This is a genomic window from Archangium sp. (assembly GCF_045802675.1).
GTDB lineage: Bacteria > Myxococcota > Myxococcia > Myxococcales > Myxococcaceae > Archangium.
Genome location: NZ_JBJMQO010000050.1, coordinates 36,366 through 51,979, shown reverse-complemented (window position 1 = coordinate 51,979; position 15,614 = coordinate 36,366). Strand labels below are relative to the sequence as shown.

The following is a 15,614-nucleotide window of genomic DNA, read 5'->3' as shown; positions in this document are numbered from 1 at the left end:
TGGAGGGACGGGAGACGGACTCGGGCTCGGCGGAAGCGGGGCCGCGAGCGGTCGCGCAGCCTCCGAGGGCGGAGAGCGCGAGCACGGAGAGCAGAAGAGAGCGGGAGCGCATGAGGGCGCGCATCTTACGGGCAGAGGGGCGCTGTCCAGAGGAATGCGTGCGCAGGCGTCCGGCGCTCGACGGCGCAGCAGCCGGGCGGGCTCGGGAAGTGAGGCGGCAAGCGTCCTATAATGGGCGCGGCATGTCCCAGCCCGCTCCCGCGTTGTCCCCGTCCGCGGCCCCGTCCGCCTCCGCCGTCCGCTTCGAGGGGCTGTGGCTCTTCTCGCCCCGGGTGGACGTGAGCCTGCTGCTGGTACCGGCGCTGGTGACGCTCTTCTCCATGTGGCTCGCGGGCACCACGGGCGAGGGCGTGGACGGGTACTCGCGGGCGCTCGGGCGGTGGGCGTCGCAGTACGTGCTCTTCAATGGCACGCACGTCATCCTCACCTTCCTGCTGGTGGGCGCGCGGCGCGAGCTGCTGCACACCACGCCCTCCCAGGCACGGCTGCTGGTGGGAGGCTCCTCGGCGGTGTTCGCGGTGTGCCTCGGGCTGCTCTGGTACGCGGGCGAGCGGGCACCCCAGCTCAACCTGCTTCTGTCCGCGGGCATCCACCTGCTCGCGGCGCACCACACGCTCTCGCAGGTGAAGGGCCTCTGGGCGCTGCACGGGCTGAAGGCGCGGACGGCCGGGGTGCCCTCGCTGTCGGACGCCGAGCGCCGGCTGCAGCGCCTCTTCGTGCCGCTGGCGCTGGTGCTGCTGATGGTGCGCACGCTGGCGGTGCCGGTGACGGGCAGGCCGGGGGACTTCCCGCTGGTGAACGTGGGGCAGGCCGAGGCCGGGGCACTGCCCTACGCCACCACGTGGGTGCTGCTGGCGGTGTGGGCGGGGTTCGCCTTCCGGCTGGGGGCGGCGCTGCGAGGGCCCTCGGGGACGAGCGGCCCGAGGCGGCTGTACGTGCTGGGGCACGCGGCGGTGGTGGCGGTGTACCTCGTGTGGCCGGCGTGGGGCGTGGTGCTGAGCGCGGGCATCCACGGGCTGGAGTACTTCTTCCTCACGGGCCGCATGCTGGAGCCCACGGCGCGCGAGGCGGAGTCGCGGCTGCGCGGGGGGGCCGTCTGGGCGGCGATGCTCGGCATCATGCTGCCGCTCATTGTGGTAGGGCTGGCGCAGAGCCCCTTCGTGCCGCTGGTGGACACCGCCACGCGCGGAGCGGCCTCCCGCTTCCTGCTGCGCCAGGAGCCGCTGTGGACGCTCGGCGTGACGGTGATGAACGCCATCGTGCTCGCGCACTACTTCGCGGATGCCTTCCTCTACCGCTTCCGCATCCCGAAGGTGCGCGAGGTGACGCTGGGCCGGCTCGGCCTCGGCTGAGCCAGGTGGGGAAGTCCTGTCCGGGGTGCGCTCGCGGCCAGGAACGAGGCCCCTTCCGGTCGCGCTTCGTCCCGACTGGTACGACCATCGGACCAGTCGCGGGAAAACGCGCCCGGAGCCTCCCCCCTGCCAGGACCTCGCCCATGGGCTCAGCCCGCGTCAGGGCGCCGCGTCGGCGGCCAGCCGCGCCTGGCGCTCCTTGTTCCAGGCCTTGTACTCCTTGGACTTGACGAAGCCCTGGTACTGCTCGAGCTCCTTCAGGTCGCTCAGCCGCACCCCCGCGCCGCGCTCGATGCCGGTGAGGTAGCGGGCCGTGTCCTTGTACTTCTTGTCCGTGAGCGACAGGCTGATCATCACCCAGTAGGGCATGACGAGGCGGGGCTCGGCGTCGATGGCGGACTGGAAGTAGCGGCGAGCCTCCTTGCCGTCGCCCTTCTCCAGCATCACGCTGCCGCGCAGGTAGTGGAGGTAGGGGTCCTTCACCCGGGCATCCAGCTGCTCAATCGTCTTCATCACCGCGGCGTAGTCCTTGCGCATCATCTGGCCGTCGATGGAGATGAGATCCAGGGACGGATCATCCGGGAAGGCCTTCTCGAAGTCCGCGATGGCCTTCTGGTACTCGGTCTCCTCCAGGTGCGAGGAGGCGTTGAGGCGGATGAGGAGGAAGGACTTGTTCTGGCGCAGCGAGGCGGGCAGCTCGTTGAACGTCTTCACCACCTCGGTGAACTTCTCCTCGCGGGCGAAGCGCTGCATGTCCTGGAGCTTGGGGAGGTTCTTGATGAACTCCTGCTCCTTGCCCATCAGCTTGTCCACGAGGTCGAGGCCCGACTCGTTGGCGGCCTGGAGGTAGGTGCGGCGCAGGGTGTCGCTGAGCAGCTCGCCGGAGATGTACGGGTAGATGTCGGAGACGACGACGGCGCCCTTGGCGTCGCGGGCCAGCTCGAGGTCCAGGTAGTTGATGCCAGCCTTGGAGATGACGCGGAAGAGGGCGTGCGGGGTAGTGCCGTCCAGGCGCATGCGCAGCAGGTGGAAGTCGGACTCGTCATCCCAGGCGGCGACGAGCTGCTTGCCCAGCGGCACGCCCGAGCGGCGCACGCCCTGGCCGAAGCCATCGGCGAAACCCTTGGGGGCGGAGATGCCGCGCGTGGAGCGCGCGATGAGCTGCTCCACGTCGATGCGCGAGTCCAGCACGGCCGCGTCGCCCGAGCTGATGCCACGCTCCAGCTCGGCGGTGTAGGCCACGAAGACCGGCTCGATGGCGGGACCCGTGGCGGGAGCGGCCGGCGTCTGCGCCGCGAGGACGAGGAGAAGGAGTGAGAGCATGGTGCTCGAACCCTGCTCTCAATGCGGGGCCAGGCGCAAGCTGCTGACAGTCCCTGCGCCACGCGGACGAGGGCACGAGAAGCGCCGGGGGTCTTGACCGTCCGGCACTCCACCCCCTACAGGACCCGGCCCCCGTAGCCCTGCCCGAATGACGACCCTGAAGGAGTGGAGCCCATGAATCTCTCGCACCTGCTGCACCGCGCGGGGAGCGCCGCGCTGTTGCTGTCACTGACCGCCTGTCAGACACCGGGAGCGTCCTCGGGAACGGGCCCGGCCCCGAGTCCCACGGGGACTGCTTCGCCCGCGGTGGTGGTGGCGGCCGGAGACATCGCGGACTGCGACTCGGACCGGGACGAGGCCACGGCGGCGATGCTGGATTCCATCGAGGGCACGGTCCTCACGCTGGGAGACAACGTGTACCCGGACGGCTCGGCGGAGGACTACGCGCGCTGCTACGCCCCGTCGTGGGGGAGGCACAAGCAGCGGACGCGGCCGGTGCCGGGCAACCACGAGTACCACTCGGCGAAGGCGCGCCCGTACTTCGACTACTTCGGCGAGGCGGCGGGGGAGCCGGGCAAGGGCTACTACAGCTACGAGCTGGGCACCTGGCACGTGGTGGCGCTCAACAGCGAGCTGCCGGAGCCGGGGCTGCGCGAGCAGGAGCAGTGGCTGCGCGAGGATTTGAAGGCGCACCCGGCGCGCTGCACGCTGGCGTACCTGCACCGGCCTCTGTTCAGCTCGGGGATGGGCCGGGACAACTCGGTGGTGAAGGGGCTGTGGGAGGTGCTGTACGAGGCGGGGGCGGACGTGGTGCTGGCGGGGCATGACCACTTCTACGAGCGCTTCGCCCCGCAGACGCCCGAGGGCGTGGCGGACGCGGAGCGGGGCCTGCTCGAGCTGGTGGTGGGGACGGGGGGAAAGGACCTGTATGCCTTCGGCCCGACGCTGGCGAACAGCGAGGTGCGGCTGGCGAACACGTTCGGGCTGGTGAAGCTGACGCTGGAGGAGGACGGCTACGCGTGGGAATTCCTCCAGGTGGGCGGCACCGTGCGGGACGAGGGCCGGGGCACCTGCCACTGAGCGCCTGTATGTCATTGGACCCGGTGGGCGCACCTGGAGCCACCCGCGTGAGAACACAGACACGGGAACACTCCTCCGTGTTTGTACGGGCGCGCGGGTAGCGGACAGAAAGAGCGCCCGGCGGATCCATTCCCAGACGGCGTGCACAACACTAGAGGAGCAGGGGGAAAACACGTCTGAACGTGAGGAACTCCATGGGACTGAAGAAGGCGCTGACCACCTCCTCGATTCTCGTTGCCACGCTGTGGGTGGGCCTCGTGGGAGGCTGCGGAACCGGGCTGCCGGAGGAGGGCCACAGCGATCCGAGCCTCCAGGGAGACAACCTGAACGCGGGCGGCGGAAGCACCACGGCCGACGAGGGAGACTCCACGGCGGGCGATGACGATGGCCGGGTGACCGTCTGTCATATTCCTCCGGGCAATCCGGCCAATGCGCACACGATCCGGGTGGGGCAGCCCGCGGTGAAGGCGCACCTGAAGCATGGAGACACACTCGGCGCGTGTGAGGGCACCTCCGAGCCGGATGGCGGCACCACGGACCCGGGCGGCGGGACGGGGTCGGATGGCGGCACCACGGGCCCGGGCTCGGACGCGGGGACGACGGATCCTCAGACGGACGCGGGCACCCCGGTGTGCGTCGTCGAGGGTAGCGCGTGCGGCGCGGGCACGGTGTGCTGCACCGGGCTGCAGTGCTCCGACGGCGTCTGCTCCGTCATCCTCAACTGAACCGTGACTCCCGGTGCGCGGGCTCCATCCGGTCCACGCGGGGAGCGGGCCGGGTCCCCTTACGTCCCGAGCCCCCGAGCGGCTAGCCTTCGCACGCGATGCCCGCTTCCCGTGAGACGCCGTCCCTCCCTCCTCCTTCCGAGCTTCCGTCCTCCCGGGCCCACCGGCTGCGCCACCGCCTGGCCGCGCTGACGCTCGCGCTGCTCACCGCGTGCGGCGGCTGCCACAAGACGGACGCCGAGCGCGCCGCCGAGGAGCGGGCGAAAATCGAGCAGCAGATCCGCGACTCCAACGCGCTGGTGCCCTACCGCGCGCTCAAGCTGACGGTGCGGGCGCAGGGCACGGGGCAGGAGCCCGAGGCGGTGACGGCGCTCTGGAAGCTGCTCGAGGAGACGCGCAACCTGTCCACGAAGCAGGCCACGGCGGAGGACGCGACGCGGGAGGCGCGCACGTACCTGCGGCTCGCCATCGCCTTCTACCAGGCGAAGCAGACGCTGCGGGAGCACGACGAGGACGACTACCCGCTGCTGTGGACGAAGCTGCAGCTCGCCTCGCATGAGCCCCCGAGCGCCTTCCTGCCCGGCTACGACGGCGGCATGGAGCACCTGCTCACGGGAACGGTGCTGGTGGCGCTGGACACGGCGGACCAGGGCAACCGGATGCCGCTGTCGGACCTGACGCTGTACGAGTTCTCGCGCGCCACGCCGAGGCCCGAGTGGCCGGCCACGCTGCGGATGGCGTCGCGGGCCTTCCGGGGCCTGTCCTTCCTACAGGCGGGCTACCACTACGCGACCGAGGAGGAGCTCACCACGTACCTGACGGAGGTGGAGCAACTGTCCGAGGAAGACCTCCACCTGCTGCGCGAGCGGGGAACGACGGCGGCGCAGGAGCGCGAGACGCTGCTCGCGATGGGCTACTTCCTGCGCGCGTGGAACCGGATGCAGCTCAAGCGCGAGGGGCCGGCGGCGGACGACGTGGAGCGGGGGCTCGGCTCGCTGGAGAAGCTGGGGATTGAGAACGAGCTGACGTGGTGGGGCTGGGCGATGGTGCACTCGCGGCGCGAGCGCTACGCGGAGGCGGCGGCGAGCCTCGACAAGCTGGCGGGCAGCCCGTACCTGGACGAGCCCACGCGCCAGGAAATCCGCGCCAGCACCGAGGAGCTGCGCTCGCACGGCAAGAGCCTGCCCGTGCTCCGGCAGCAGCGCGCGGCGGTCATCCTGGTGCGCGCGCTGGTGGCGAGGGCCGGTGGCCTGGAGAAGATTCTCGTCACCGTGCTGGGCGAGGAGCGGGCGAAGCAGGTGTACGAGCCCATCCAGTGGATGGACCGGGTGCGGCGGGGCGTGGCGGCGGTGAAGAGGGAGGACATGGTGCGCGAGGCCGGTGGCGTGCTCGACAAGGCGCGCGAGGCGGGCCAGCAGCGGCTGGACACGTTGAAGGAGAAGCTCGGCGGCACGGGCGCGGAGGGCTCGGCCAGCGAGGGGCCGCGGTAGGGAAGGGTTGTCCGCTGGACGTCCCGGCGGACGCTCCCGGCCGGGGTGGCTGGGAAGGCCGTGGGGGATGAATACCCTCGAGCTCCCCACCCTGAATCCACACCGGGAGCATCCTCGTGCACGAAGCCTCCTCGCGCCCTCCATGCCGTGGGCACGTCCTCGCCGCGCTGCTGCTGGTCGCCCTTCTGTCGGCTCCATCCACGCGAGCCGCGGAAGGCTCCACGCCGCTGGAGGACAACCGCCGCATCACCGCGGGCTACATCCAGCTCGCCCAGGCCTTCCAGGCGCTGCTCGACCCGGACTTCCAGCCCGGAGGCCCGAGCGGCGTGCGCCCCAACTGGTTCGCCTTCGCACCCCACGCCTCGCATGCGGCCGGCAAGGGCATGCTCAGTGCGGCCATCGCCCGGCACGTGCTCGACGCGGCGCGGGAGCGGCCCTCGCTGTCCGTGCGGGAGGCGCTCGACCGGGTGGGCCTCTCGGGGGAGGTGCGCCTGTCCGTGGAGCGGCTCTCGCTGGAGCTCGTGGCCCAGGGACTTCCCCCGGACGCGGCCGCGTCGCTCGGCGCGCTCCTCACGGGGATGAATGGCGAGGCACTCGCCGACCCGCGCTCACTCGCCCTCACCGCGTCGCGCTTCGCCTCGCTCTACTGGAGCGCGCCCGCCCCACAGCCGCTCGACAAGGCGGAGGCCATGGTGCGCACGCTGGAGCGCACGCTGAACGAGGGCAACGTGGACATCTTCGCGGACATCGGCGGCGCGGCGAACGCGTACCTGGCGTGGCGCTCGTCCACCGGGGAGGTGACGCCCGAGCGCGTGCTCGCGGAGTTCCCGCTGCCCGGCGCGAGGCCCGAGGAGGCGCGGCTCGCCTACGGGTACGCGCTCGCCCATGCGCACGAGGTGCCGAGGCCCCATGCCTTCGACGCGCTCTTTCCAGGCATGGATGGGAGGAGCCTGGTGGTGGCGGCCTTCGCGCTCTACGAGCGGGCGCGGCTCACTCCGGAGACGCTGGAGCGAGAGGCGCTCATCGCCCTGGCCAACAACTACCTGGCGTGGCGCGAGCAGCACGATGCGGTGCAACCGGCTTTCCTTCCGGCGCAGGTACACGCGGACGAGGTGTCGCGCCCAGAGGTGATGCGGGCGATGACGCCGATGCTGGTGGTGTACTTCGGCACGCTGAAGTGGACGCTGGCGGACTACGCGTATGCGCGTCCGGATCGGGACGGCAATCCGCTCACCTCACCGCCGACGGACTACGGCTGGGCGACGTTCTGGGATCGCTGGCCACCGATTCTCGACTCGTTCGAGGGCGGCTACCGCGAGCCCACGGCGCTGTGGGTGATGCCGGGACCCATCGAGGATCCACTGGCCGAATAGAAACTGCTCACGACTTCGCGAGCTCAGACCTCGGTGAATTGGGGGCGGATCAGTCCTTCCTCTTCAATGGCCTGTTTGACACGCTCGGAGACGATGAGGACCACGGTCCAGCCCCACGGATGGAAGATGCTGGCGTCCCCTACCTTCTCGGGGTCGATCTTCAGCCCAAAGAGCATCCGGTAATGGCCCACCTTCTCGGGATCGTCGTACCCGGGCTCGTAGACCGAGAACTCCTCGGAGCGAGCCTCATCGACGCATTTGACGATGCGAAGGGGGTTGAGGACGAAATAGGGCTCGGAATGCCCTTCCACCCGGGCTGGGACGAATTGGACCTCGTTCTGGATGCCCAGCCGCTCGCAGATGGAAACGAAACGACTGCTGACGACGATGAATCCAAGGCCCGTCTGAGTGAAATCAAGTGCAAGTCCCTGATGCCTCACGGGGAGAAAAAGAGGGGCATCCCATCTGAGTATTTCCCCCCGCCGGAACTGATAGGGAATGAGTTCCCTCCCTTGATCATCTAGCGGACCTTTCACATACCAGCGCCCCGGGATATGAAAATCATCCATCAGCTCAAAATATCGATTTTGCGCACTCATGGTTTTCTCGTGAGCAGCTTGTTGAGCTTCGAACCAGGCTTGCAGATGTTACCTGCAATTTCATCGAGCGCCTCGATGAGTTTGCGTTTGCACTCGGCTCGGGTCTGACACTTATCAACCGCATCACTCAGCAGCCTATAGACCTCTCGGTGGTACTCCTCGGGATGGGGACCCTGATGTCCCACGAGATGAACGATGTTCGCGGGATCAACGAGGCTCATACCAGCCTTCTCGAAGACATCCTCGAACACGGGAGTCCAGGGACCGCCTCGGACCTCGGCGACGTCGTTCTTGTTGGTGGCGATGTGATGGCTCTTGGCGTCGTCCTTGCCCGGCTCCTCCCGGCAGGCCCCCGTCGTCCGTGAAGCCGCCACCGCCGCCGAGGCCGCGGCAGACGTCGTACCCGCGGACACGCCCATGAGCACCACCGTGCCATTCGCCACGCTCACCTGCGCTCGGGTCCCCGCCCCCACGATGAAGCTTCCCCGCGAGGCCCCTCCCGCGAACGCGAAGCGCGGCGGCGAGAGGCGCCCCCACATTCCTCCCCGGGGCACTTCCGGCAATCCCTTCGCCAGCTTCGCTCCCGCCACCGTCACCAACACCCGAAACCCCACTCCGCCCATCGCCTTGCCGAAGCGCTCGGCCACCGCTTCCAATTGCTCCGGAGTCCTCGCGGCCTCCGCCTCCCGGTAGAGATTCAGGCAAGCCATCCCCACCGTGTAGAGCTCCGTCGCGCTGTAGGTCATCAACAGCCCGAGCGTCACCGCCGCCGCGAATGCCTTGGAGAAGACGGGCTCGGGCGCGGCCCACGCCGCCATGTACAGCATCATGGACACGGCCAGGGAATAGGCGACGGCGGGAGAGCTGAGCATCGCCAGGGCGGCTTCGCGCACACCCTCGCCCATGTACCGGGGCGAGAGTTTGAGGGCCTGGAACCACCGGCTGTTCTCCAGCGAGGACGGCAGCGGGAGCGAGGAAGCGCCGAAGAGCTCCTCGTAGCCCGAGCGCACCTGTCTCTCCAGGTCCGAGGAGGACCGGGCATCCGGCGGTGGTCCCAGAAGGGTGCCCGTCATGGCCGCTCCCAGCAGGAAGCGCTTCGCGGGAGGCGGCCCTGACGGCGGCCGGGGCACCTGGAATCCCGCCTCCAGGGCCTCGATGAACGCGCGTGCGTCCTCCACGCTGAACCGCGCCAGGGCCGGGTCCGGCGGGAGTCGCTCGAAGGTGAGCTCGAGCCCCAGACCGGGCGAGGACTCGGAGTGCTCACGCACCGCCACGCGCTCCAGCACCGGAAGGCGCGACCCCTCTTCGGGTGGGGCGGCCCGGGCCAGCCACGGCAGCAGCAGGCAGAGAACGAGGGCGGCTCGCGGAGACACGGCCTACTTGCGCTTCTTCACCGGCTTCTTCACCACGCGGCAGAGCAGGTTCGGCCTCTTGTCCGCGGAAGCGAGCTGGAACGAGCGGCGCCCATCACACGACACGCGGAACTCGGGGTTCTCGTCCTTGGGAATCCGGAACGTCTTCGCCTTGGCGCCGCGCAGCAGCTCCTGCTGCCACCACACCTTGGCCTTGTCCTTCCCATACATGCCCGAGCCGCACTCGACATAGGGCAGACGCCCCAGCACCGACGTGAACGAGGGCGCATGCGCTCCCTCCACCAGCCGCGTGCCGAAGAACACCCGGCCCTCGTAGCGCACGAAGCCGCACCCGAGCTCCTCGTACCCCTGCCCATCCCCGCGCGGCACCGCGACGAAGGCGGGCAGCTCCGAGCGGGCCGCGTGGTTGAGATAGAAGAAGCGCGCATCGCGCGGCCGGCACTCGGCGTCCACCTCGAAGGTCTCCGCGTCGGCGAGGTCCAGCTTCGTGAGCACGTCGGCGCGCTGGCCGTTGGGCTCGTTTACGTGGTCCTCGTCGCTCAGCGGCTGACTCCAGTAGACGCTGGCCGCGTAGCGGATGAAGCCGCACCCGAGCGGGCGGAACGCGGCCGGCGAGAAGGCCTCCGGCGCGCGGTTCTTCACCGGGCGGCGCAGCAACAGCGTGCACCCGCGCCGCACCCGCTTCCCCTCGGCGTAGTAGCCGTGCCCGAGCGGCCGCAACTGGCCCTCGCCCGTGCCCACCTGCAGGTCACCGCACTGCGTGACCTCCGTCTCCGGAGCCGGGGCGGCGGCGGCCGGCGCCTGCGCCGCACTGGCGGCCTCCGGGGCGGGAGGGGGCGGGGTGCTCGCGTCCTGGGCGCGCGCGGCGCCACCCGTGACGAGCGTCCCCAGCAGGAACGCCAGGCAGACCCCGAACCGCCGCTCTGGATACTTCGTGCTTCCCATGACGGCGCATCATGACGTGTCCGGGGCCCGGGTGCGAAGAAACCCACCGTCCGGGAGGTGCCGCCCGGGAGCCCGGAGGGGAGGCGAGCGGAGGCTCAGGAGGCGGAGGGGCCGGCCTCGGTCACCACGCGGCCGGGGGCGAGCGTGGAGAGCGTCAGGGCGGCCGTCCCGGCGAGCGCGGCGACGAGGGCGAAGCGCGGGGCGAAGCCCCCATGCACCAGGTCCAGGGCGGCGATGGTGAACGAGCCGCCGAGCATGCGCGTGGCGTACAGGGCGCTCGTCACCATGCCCCGGTGGTGCCAGGGGGCGCGCGTCTGGGGGCCGATGAGCGAGGTGGACGCGGCCGGCCCGAGCCCCAGCCCCAGCAGGCCGAGGCTCGCGAACGTGGCGGCGAGGCCCCAGCCATGCGCGACCCCGAGGGCGAACAGCGCGGCGCCGAGCAGGGCAATGGCGAAGCCCCCTCCGGCGCTGGCCCGGAGGCCACCGCGCACGAAGACGCGCACCCCGAAGGTGGAGCCGCACGCCCACCCGGCGAGCAGCGGCACCAGGGCGAGCCCGGCCATGAGGGGCGTGTAGCCCCCGCGCTCGGTCATCCACAGCGGGACGAAGGCGGTGGTGGAGTAGAGCAGGCCGCCGCCCACCAGGCCGCCGAGCACGCCACTGAGGACGGTGCGGTCGCGCAGCAGCTCGAGCGGGATGAGCGGGGAGGGCGAGGTGCGCTGCTGGCGGGCGACGGTGACGAGCCCTCCACAGGCGAGGAGCGCGAAGGGAAGGCGCAGGCCGCCCGCGCCGCCGCGCTCGAAGGCGAAGAGGAGCAGGCCGAGCGAGGCACCCACGAGGGCAGGCCCCCAGACGTCGACGCGCGTGGAGGCGCGCTCGGGGTCGCGGTAGGAGACATGGAGCAGCGCGAGCGCGAGCAGGCCGACGGGGACGTTGACGAGGAAGGCCCAGCGCCACGAGGCATGCATGACGAGCCAGCCGCCGATGAGCGGGCCCACGACGGTGGCGGCTCCCCAGGCGCCGGTGAAGACACCCTGCACGGCGGCGCGCTCGCGCAGCGTGTAGAGGTCGGCGCTGATGGTCATGGTGGTGGGCTGGAGCGCGCCGGCGCCGAGCCCCTGGATGACGCGGAAGGCGATGAGGGCGGGCACGGACCGCGCGGCACCGCAGAGCACCGAGCCGAGCAGGAACAGGCCCATGCCGAGGGAGAAGACGGGCTTGCGGCCGAGGTTGTCGGCGAGCTTGCCGAACAGGAGCATGCCGACGGTGGAGGCGAAGAGGTACGCGGAGAACACCCACGAGTAGAGGTGCTGGCCGCCGAGCTCCCGGGTGAGGGTGGGCATGGCGCTGGTGACCACGGTGGTCTCGAAGGCGGAGACCACCAGGCCGAGCAGCACCGCGGTGGTGGCCATGCGCCGCGCCAGGCCGGGACGGGCGGCGGGCTGAAGCTCGGAAACACTCGCATCCATGTCCCCATGAATAGCCCACGGGGAGACATGCGGAAACCGCATCTCACGCATAGAGTGCATGCGGAGGACGCATGAATACGGAACAGCTCAAGGCCTTCGTGCAGGTGGCGCGAGAGGGCCGGCTCACGGTGGCGGCGAAGCAGTTGGGGGTGTCGCAGCCGGGGCTGTCGCGCCAGCTGCAGGCGCTGGAGGCGGAGCTGGGCGTGAAGCTGCTCGTCCGGGCTCCAGGCGGGGTGGTGATGACGGACGCGGGAGAGCGCTTCCTGCCGCACGCGAGGCGCGCACTGGACGCGCTGACGGTGGGAACGGCGGAGCTCGGCGCGCTGACGACGACGCCGAGGGGAACGGTGTCGCTGGGGACACTGCACTCGGTGGGGACGTACCTGCTGCCGCAGTTGGTGCGGGCCTTCAAGGGCCGCTACCCGGAGGTGCTGCCCCGGCTGAGCGAGGGAACGCACGACGTGCTGGAAGCCCGGGTGACGAGCGGCGAGTTGGACCTGTGCATCGTGAGCCTGCCGCTGAAGCGGTTGGACCTGGTGGCGCAGAAACTATGGGAGGAGGCGCTGGTGCTGGCGGTGCCACGGGGGCACCGGCTGGCGAAGCTGAAGCGGCCGGTGGAGCTGACGGAGGCGGTGGAGGAGCCGCTGGTGGTGATACCGGGGATGGCGGGCACGTACGCGCTGGAGGCGGCGTGCGAGGCGAGGGGCGTGAAGCCGCGGGTGGCGGTGGAGATGGACAACGCGGAGGGGATGAGGCGGATGGTGGAGCGGGGACTGGGGGTGGCGCTGCTGCCGGAGCTGATGGCGAGAGACCATGCCGCGCGAGGCTTCGACGTGGTGGAGGTGAAGAAGGGCGGTCCGAGACGGCAGGTGGCCCTGGTGCACCGGGGCGAGGAGTACCTCACGGCGGCCGCGCGAGCGCTGAAGACATTCATCGTGGACTCGCTGCGCCAGGCCAAAGGGCCGAGCGCGAACACGGTCTGATATCTTCCGCCGCATGGACCTGATTCCACACAGGGCGGCTTTCCTCATGCTGCTCCTCCTGGGGAGCGTGCTGACTTCCTGCGCGCATTCTCATGACGTAGGTGGCGGAGCAGGCTTTGGGCGTAGCTCCGCGGAAGCGCGGATCAACCATCTCATCGCCGAAGGTCAGTTCGCGGAAGCAGAGGCACCGCATTGAAGCTCTTGAAAGACGTCGCCAAGGACAGTTCGCGACTTCTTCAGAAAATCTGAGGAGATCATGCACCCGAGCCCGCGTGAGCTGCAGCAGTTGCTCTCTGAAGCCAGGAGTCTGGAGCTGGGAAGTCCCCGGCAATTACAACTCCTCGAGAGCCTCCGAACGCATTGCCCAGCCTTCGTCCCCGCACTACTGATTTCGAGCAGAGCCGAGCTCTGGAATAAAGACGACTCCGGCCCACCGGAGGCCTACTTCGGCGAGATCGAGCGGATGCTCCACGCTGCGGTGGAGTCCTCGGGCCGGGAACCCGCGGCCCTTATCGGGCTGGCTCGCTTCATGAGCGTCGTGCGTGCTTCTCCCCAGGCCGCGGAAGCCCTGTACCGGGAAGCCTCGGCGAAGGCGCTGGAATCGCTGGAGGAGTCCTGGGCGGGCCTCATCGAGTCGCTCGGCGAACAGGATAAGATGGACGAGGCCGCGCGTACCGCGCAGAGCGCCCGCGCACTATTCCCTCAGTCGAAGCAGATCTCCGAGGCGTGCGAGTTCGCGCAGCTCGACAAGTAGTCCGCTCCCCAGACGCCACTTCCTCCGCTGCTTCTACTTCCCCGGGCCGTCCTTCTTCCCCTTCCTTCGACGCTCGACGATGGAGAAGGGGAAGAGGGCACGGTGATGGATGTTCCGGTAGTACGCCGCCAGGTAGCGCTCGCCCCCAATCTGGATGACTGTCTGCGCGGGCGGCTCTGATTGCCCGTTGAACCATGTTTCTGCCTCCTCACGGCTGTTGAACGTAGCCACCGCCGGAGGGAGGCCGTCTCTCGTCATCTCCTCGATGTGGAACTCGAGCGTCGGATGTGGGGCGAGTGCTCGGATTCCGCGCTCACGAGAATACATGACGATGTGGTATTCATCCGCGATCAGCACATAAGCCAGATCAGGTGGCTGGGGGTTCGCGTTCAACCAGGCATCTGCTTCGTCGCGCGTCTTGAACGTGGCCACGACTCGGGCCGGGGCCTCGGCCTGGACGTCTTTCCGATAGTCCGCGAACTCATCTGCCTGGCCATTCGTCCAGATGAACCAGAGCGCATCGATGGCGAGGTGGAAGAGTTCCTTCTCCTCGGGGGATCGAGAGTCCTCGCGAGTCTGCCCGAGCAGTTCCTGCGCCTCGAGGATACGGTCGAAAATCGTCACGGCGCCACCGCCTTCAGGTGAGGCTCGCCGCCTCTGGCCATCGCCAGGGATTCACGGATGCTCGCTTCGCCGGTCGGACCCAGAGTTGCCGTCCCCGATGCGCAACCGGACGCGAGTGCCCCCAGTAGGGTCATCGTTCCCAGGACGAGGTGGCGATTCGCTCGTTTCATTCGAGCGACGCTAGATACGCCAAAATGGCGACGCCACTGCAAACAAATCTCCGAGGCGTGCGAGTTGGCCCGGCTCGGCAGGTAGACTCCCGCTTCCCCCATGCCGAAGAAGACTCTTCCTCCCGCCGTGACGCTGCCCCTCGATGAGGCGCGGGCCTGGCTCGTCAGCCACCTCGGGCTCGCCACGCCCTCGTGGCCCTCCGGCGCCGAGGGCGTACGCGCGCTGCTGCGCGACCTGCGTCACATCCAACTCGATCCGCTCGACGTCATCGGCACCAACGCGGACCTCGTGGCGCTCGCGCGCGTGGACGGCCTCTCCAAGGGCGACGTCTACCGCCACCTCTACCCGGGCCATGCCTTCGAGCACTGGGCCAAGGAGCGCTGCCTCCTCCCCGCCAGCGCCTTCCCCCACTACCGCGAGCGCTCCCTCGAAACCCCGTGGTGGCGCCTCGCCACGCGCCTCGAGCGCCTGCCGCAAAACGTGCTCGGCGCCGTCCTCGAGGAGCTCCAGGCCCGTGGCCCCCTCACCGCCTCGGAGCTCACCGACCACGGCGCCGTGAATCCGCTCGAATGGAACGGATGGAAGGGCACGGGGAAGGCCACCTCCATGGCGCTCGAGGTGCTGTGGACGCGCTGTGAAATCGTCGTGTGCGGCCGCGGCCCCGGAGGCAAACGCTATGACGTGCCGCACCGGGCCCTCCCCGAGGTGGCTCGCGCCTCCGTGGGCTACTCCGGCGACGAGGCCTTCGCGCGCTGGGCCCTCACCGAGCGCGTCCAGGCCACGGGCCTGCTCTCCCGCGCGAGCGGTCCCCACTGGTCCACCCTCTCCCCGGTGCGCACCTCGCCGCTGCCCGACGCCCTGGTGCGCGAGGGCCTGCTCGAGGAGGTGGCCCTGCCCGGCTCGCCCCGGCGCTACCTCGCTCCCGCCGGCTTCCGCTCGCGTCCCGTGACGGCGCCCGACGAGCGCATGCGGATACTCGGCCCGTTGGAGCCCCTGCTCTGGGACCGAGCGCTCGTGCAGCAGCTCTTCGGCTTCGAGTACGTGTGGGAGGTGTACAAGCCCGAGGCGCAGCGCCGCTGGGGCTGGTACGTGTGCCCGCTGCTGCACCGGGGACAGCTCGTGGGCCGGCTGGAAGCACGAGTGCAGGACGGCGTACTGCGAGTGGAGAAGTTGTGGAGGGAGAAGGGCGTGAAGCTGGACGACGCGGCGCTCGACGAGGCCCTGACGCGCCATGCCAAGGCGCTCGGTGCCACGAAGGTGCGCCGGCCCCGGGCGCGGGTGGGCTGAGGCTCG

The 15,614-nt window shown here is 69.8% G+C and carries 14 protein-coding genes; 8 read left to right on the top strand and 6 right to left on the bottom strand.

Going from position 1 to position 15,614, the window contains the following annotated elements; genetic code table 11:
* Positions 1-242: 242 nt before the first annotated feature.
* Entirely contained in the window at positions 243-1,412 is a 1,170-nt protein-coding gene (locus tag ACJ8AN_RS15170; protein WP_407756061.1) for a hypothetical protein, read from the top strand.
* A 159-nt stretch (positions 1,413-1,571) separates the two neighbouring features.
* Here the strand turns inward: ACJ8AN_RS15170 and ACJ8AN_RS15165 are convergent, their stop codons facing one another.
* Positions 1,572-2,735 (bottom strand): hypothetical protein, encoded by a 1,164-nt coding sequence (locus ACJ8AN_RS15165; protein WP_407756060.1) that lies wholly within the window; start codon positions 2,733-2,735, stop codon positions 1,572-1,574.
* A gap of 174 nt (positions 2,736-2,909) precedes the next feature.
* Between ACJ8AN_RS15165 and ACJ8AN_RS15160 the strand changes: the two genes are divergently transcribed.
* The 4 genes from ACJ8AN_RS15160 (at position 2,910) to ACJ8AN_RS15145 (ending at position 7,403) form a co-directional block, all read left to right on the top strand.
* Positions 2,910-3,815 (top strand): metallophosphoesterase family protein, encoded by a 906-nt coding sequence (locus tag ACJ8AN_RS15160; protein ID WP_407756059.1) that lies wholly within the window; start codon positions 2,910-2,912, stop codon positions 3,813-3,815.
* 194 nt (positions 3,816-4,009) lie between these two features.
* Positions 4,010-4,540, top strand: coding sequence for a hypothetical protein (locus tag ACJ8AN_RS15155; RefSeq protein WP_407756058.1), 531 nt, complete (start codon positions 4,010-4,012; stop codon positions 4,538-4,540).
* A 98-nt stretch (positions 4,541-4,638) separates the two neighbouring features.
* Positions 4,639-6,030: a hypothetical protein gene (locus ACJ8AN_RS15150; RefSeq protein ID WP_407756057.1), complete on the top strand. Its 1,392-nt coding sequence runs from the start codon at positions 4,639-4,641 to the stop codon at positions 6,028-6,030.
* Between the two features lie 116 nt (positions 6,031-6,146).
* Positions 6,147-7,403: a hypothetical protein gene (locus ACJ8AN_RS15145; protein WP_407756056.1), complete on the top strand. Its 1,257-nt coding sequence runs from the start codon at positions 6,147-6,149 to the stop codon at positions 7,401-7,403.
* 23 nt (positions 7,404-7,426) lie between these two features.
* Here ACJ8AN_RS15145 and ACJ8AN_RS15140 read toward each other — a convergent pair whose 3' ends face one another.
* The 4 genes from ACJ8AN_RS15140 to ACJ8AN_RS15125 form a co-directional block, all read right to left on the bottom strand.
* Positions 7,427-8,002 (bottom strand): imm11 family protein, encoded by a 576-nt coding sequence (locus ACJ8AN_RS15140; protein ID WP_407756055.1) that lies wholly within the window; start codon positions 8,000-8,002, stop codon positions 7,427-7,429.
* On the bottom strand, positions 7,999-9,375 hold the full coding sequence (locus ACJ8AN_RS15135) for an AHH domain-containing protein (protein ID WP_407756054.1): 1,377 nt from the start codon (positions 9,373-9,375) through the stop codon (positions 7,999-8,001). Before ACJ8AN_RS15135 ends, ACJ8AN_RS15140 begins: the two co-directional genes overlap by 4 nt.
* 3 nt (positions 9,376-9,378) lie before the next feature.
* Complete coding sequence (locus ACJ8AN_RS15130) at positions 9,379-10,320, bottom strand: hypothetical protein (RefSeq protein ID WP_407756053.1); 942 nt, start codon at positions 10,318-10,320, stop codon at positions 9,379-9,381.
* Positions 10,321-10,415: 95 nt separating this feature from the next.
* Entirely contained in the window at positions 10,416-11,789 is a 1,374-nt protein-coding gene (locus ACJ8AN_RS15125) for an MFS transporter (protein ID WP_407756052.1), read from the bottom strand.
* A 71-nt stretch (positions 11,790-11,860) separates the two neighbouring features.
* Between ACJ8AN_RS15125 and ACJ8AN_RS15120 the strand changes: the two genes are divergently transcribed.
* A complete protein-coding gene (locus ACJ8AN_RS15120; RefSeq protein WP_407756051.1) occupies positions 11,861-12,772 on the top strand; it encodes a LysR family transcriptional regulator in 912 nt (303 codons plus the stop codon).
* 256 nt (positions 12,773-13,028) lie between these two features.
* Positions 13,029-13,526, top strand: a complete 498-nt coding sequence (locus ACJ8AN_RS15115; RefSeq protein WP_407756050.1) for a hypothetical protein — start codon at positions 13,029-13,031, stop codon at positions 13,524-13,526.
* A gap of 33 nt (positions 13,527-13,559) precedes the next feature.
* On the opposite strand, the gene ACJ8AN_RS15110 is transcribed toward ACJ8AN_RS15115, so the two are convergent.
* Complete coding sequence (locus ACJ8AN_RS15110) at positions 13,560-14,150, bottom strand: head protein (RefSeq protein WP_407756049.1); 591 nt, start codon at positions 14,148-14,150, stop codon at positions 13,560-13,562.
* A 270-nt stretch (positions 14,151-14,420) separates the two neighbouring features.
* On the opposite strand from ACJ8AN_RS15110, the gene ACJ8AN_RS15105 reads away from it, so the two are divergent.
* Positions 14,421-15,608 (top strand): winged helix-turn-helix domain-containing protein, encoded by a 1,188-nt coding sequence (locus ACJ8AN_RS15105; protein WP_407756048.1) that lies wholly within the window; start codon positions 14,421-14,423, stop codon positions 15,606-15,608.
* Positions 15,609-15,614: the final 6 nt, after the last annotated feature.

Bases quoted from the DNA above. Each gene is read 5' to 3' on its own strand.
- ACJ8AN_RS15170 (WP_407756061.1), top strand. From the start codon at position 243: ATGTCCCAGCCCGCTCCCGCGTTGTCCCCGTCCGCGGCCCCGTCCGCC.
- ACJ8AN_RS15165 (WP_407756060.1), bottom strand. From the start codon at position 2,735: ATGCTCTCACTCCTTCTCCTCGTCCTCGCGGCGCAGACGCCGGCCGCT.
- ACJ8AN_RS15160 (WP_407756059.1), top strand. From the start codon at position 2,910: ATGAATCTCTCGCACCTGCTGCACCGCGCGGGGAGCGCCGCGCTGTTG.
- ACJ8AN_RS15155 (WP_407756058.1), top strand. From the start codon at position 4,010: ATGGGACTGAAGAAGGCGCTGACCACCTCCTCGATTCTCGTTGCCACG.
- ACJ8AN_RS15150 (WP_407756057.1), top strand. From the start codon at position 4,639: ATGCCCGCTTCCCGTGAGACGCCGTCCCTCCCTCCTCCTTCCGAGCTT.
- ACJ8AN_RS15140 (WP_407756055.1), bottom strand. From the start codon at position 8,002: ATGAGTGCGCAAAATCGATATTTTGAGCTGATGGATGATTTTCATATC.
- ACJ8AN_RS15130 (WP_407756053.1), bottom strand. From the start codon at position 10,320: ATGGGAAGCACGAAGTATCCAGAGCGGCGGTTCGGGGTCTGCCTGGCG.
- ACJ8AN_RS15125 (WP_407756052.1), bottom strand. From the start codon at position 11,789: ATGGATGCGAGTGTTTCCGAGCTTCAGCCCGCCGCCCGTCCCGGCCTG.
- ACJ8AN_RS15120 (WP_407756051.1), top strand. From the start codon at position 11,861: ATGAATACGGAACAGCTCAAGGCCTTCGTGCAGGTGGCGCGAGAGGGC.
- ACJ8AN_RS15115 (WP_407756050.1), top strand. From the start codon at position 13,029: ATGCACCCGAGCCCGCGTGAGCTGCAGCAGTTGCTCTCTGAAGCCAGG.
- ACJ8AN_RS15105 (WP_407756048.1), top strand. From the start codon at position 14,421: ATGCCGAAGAAGACTCTTCCTCCCGCCGTGACGCTGCCCCTCGATGAG.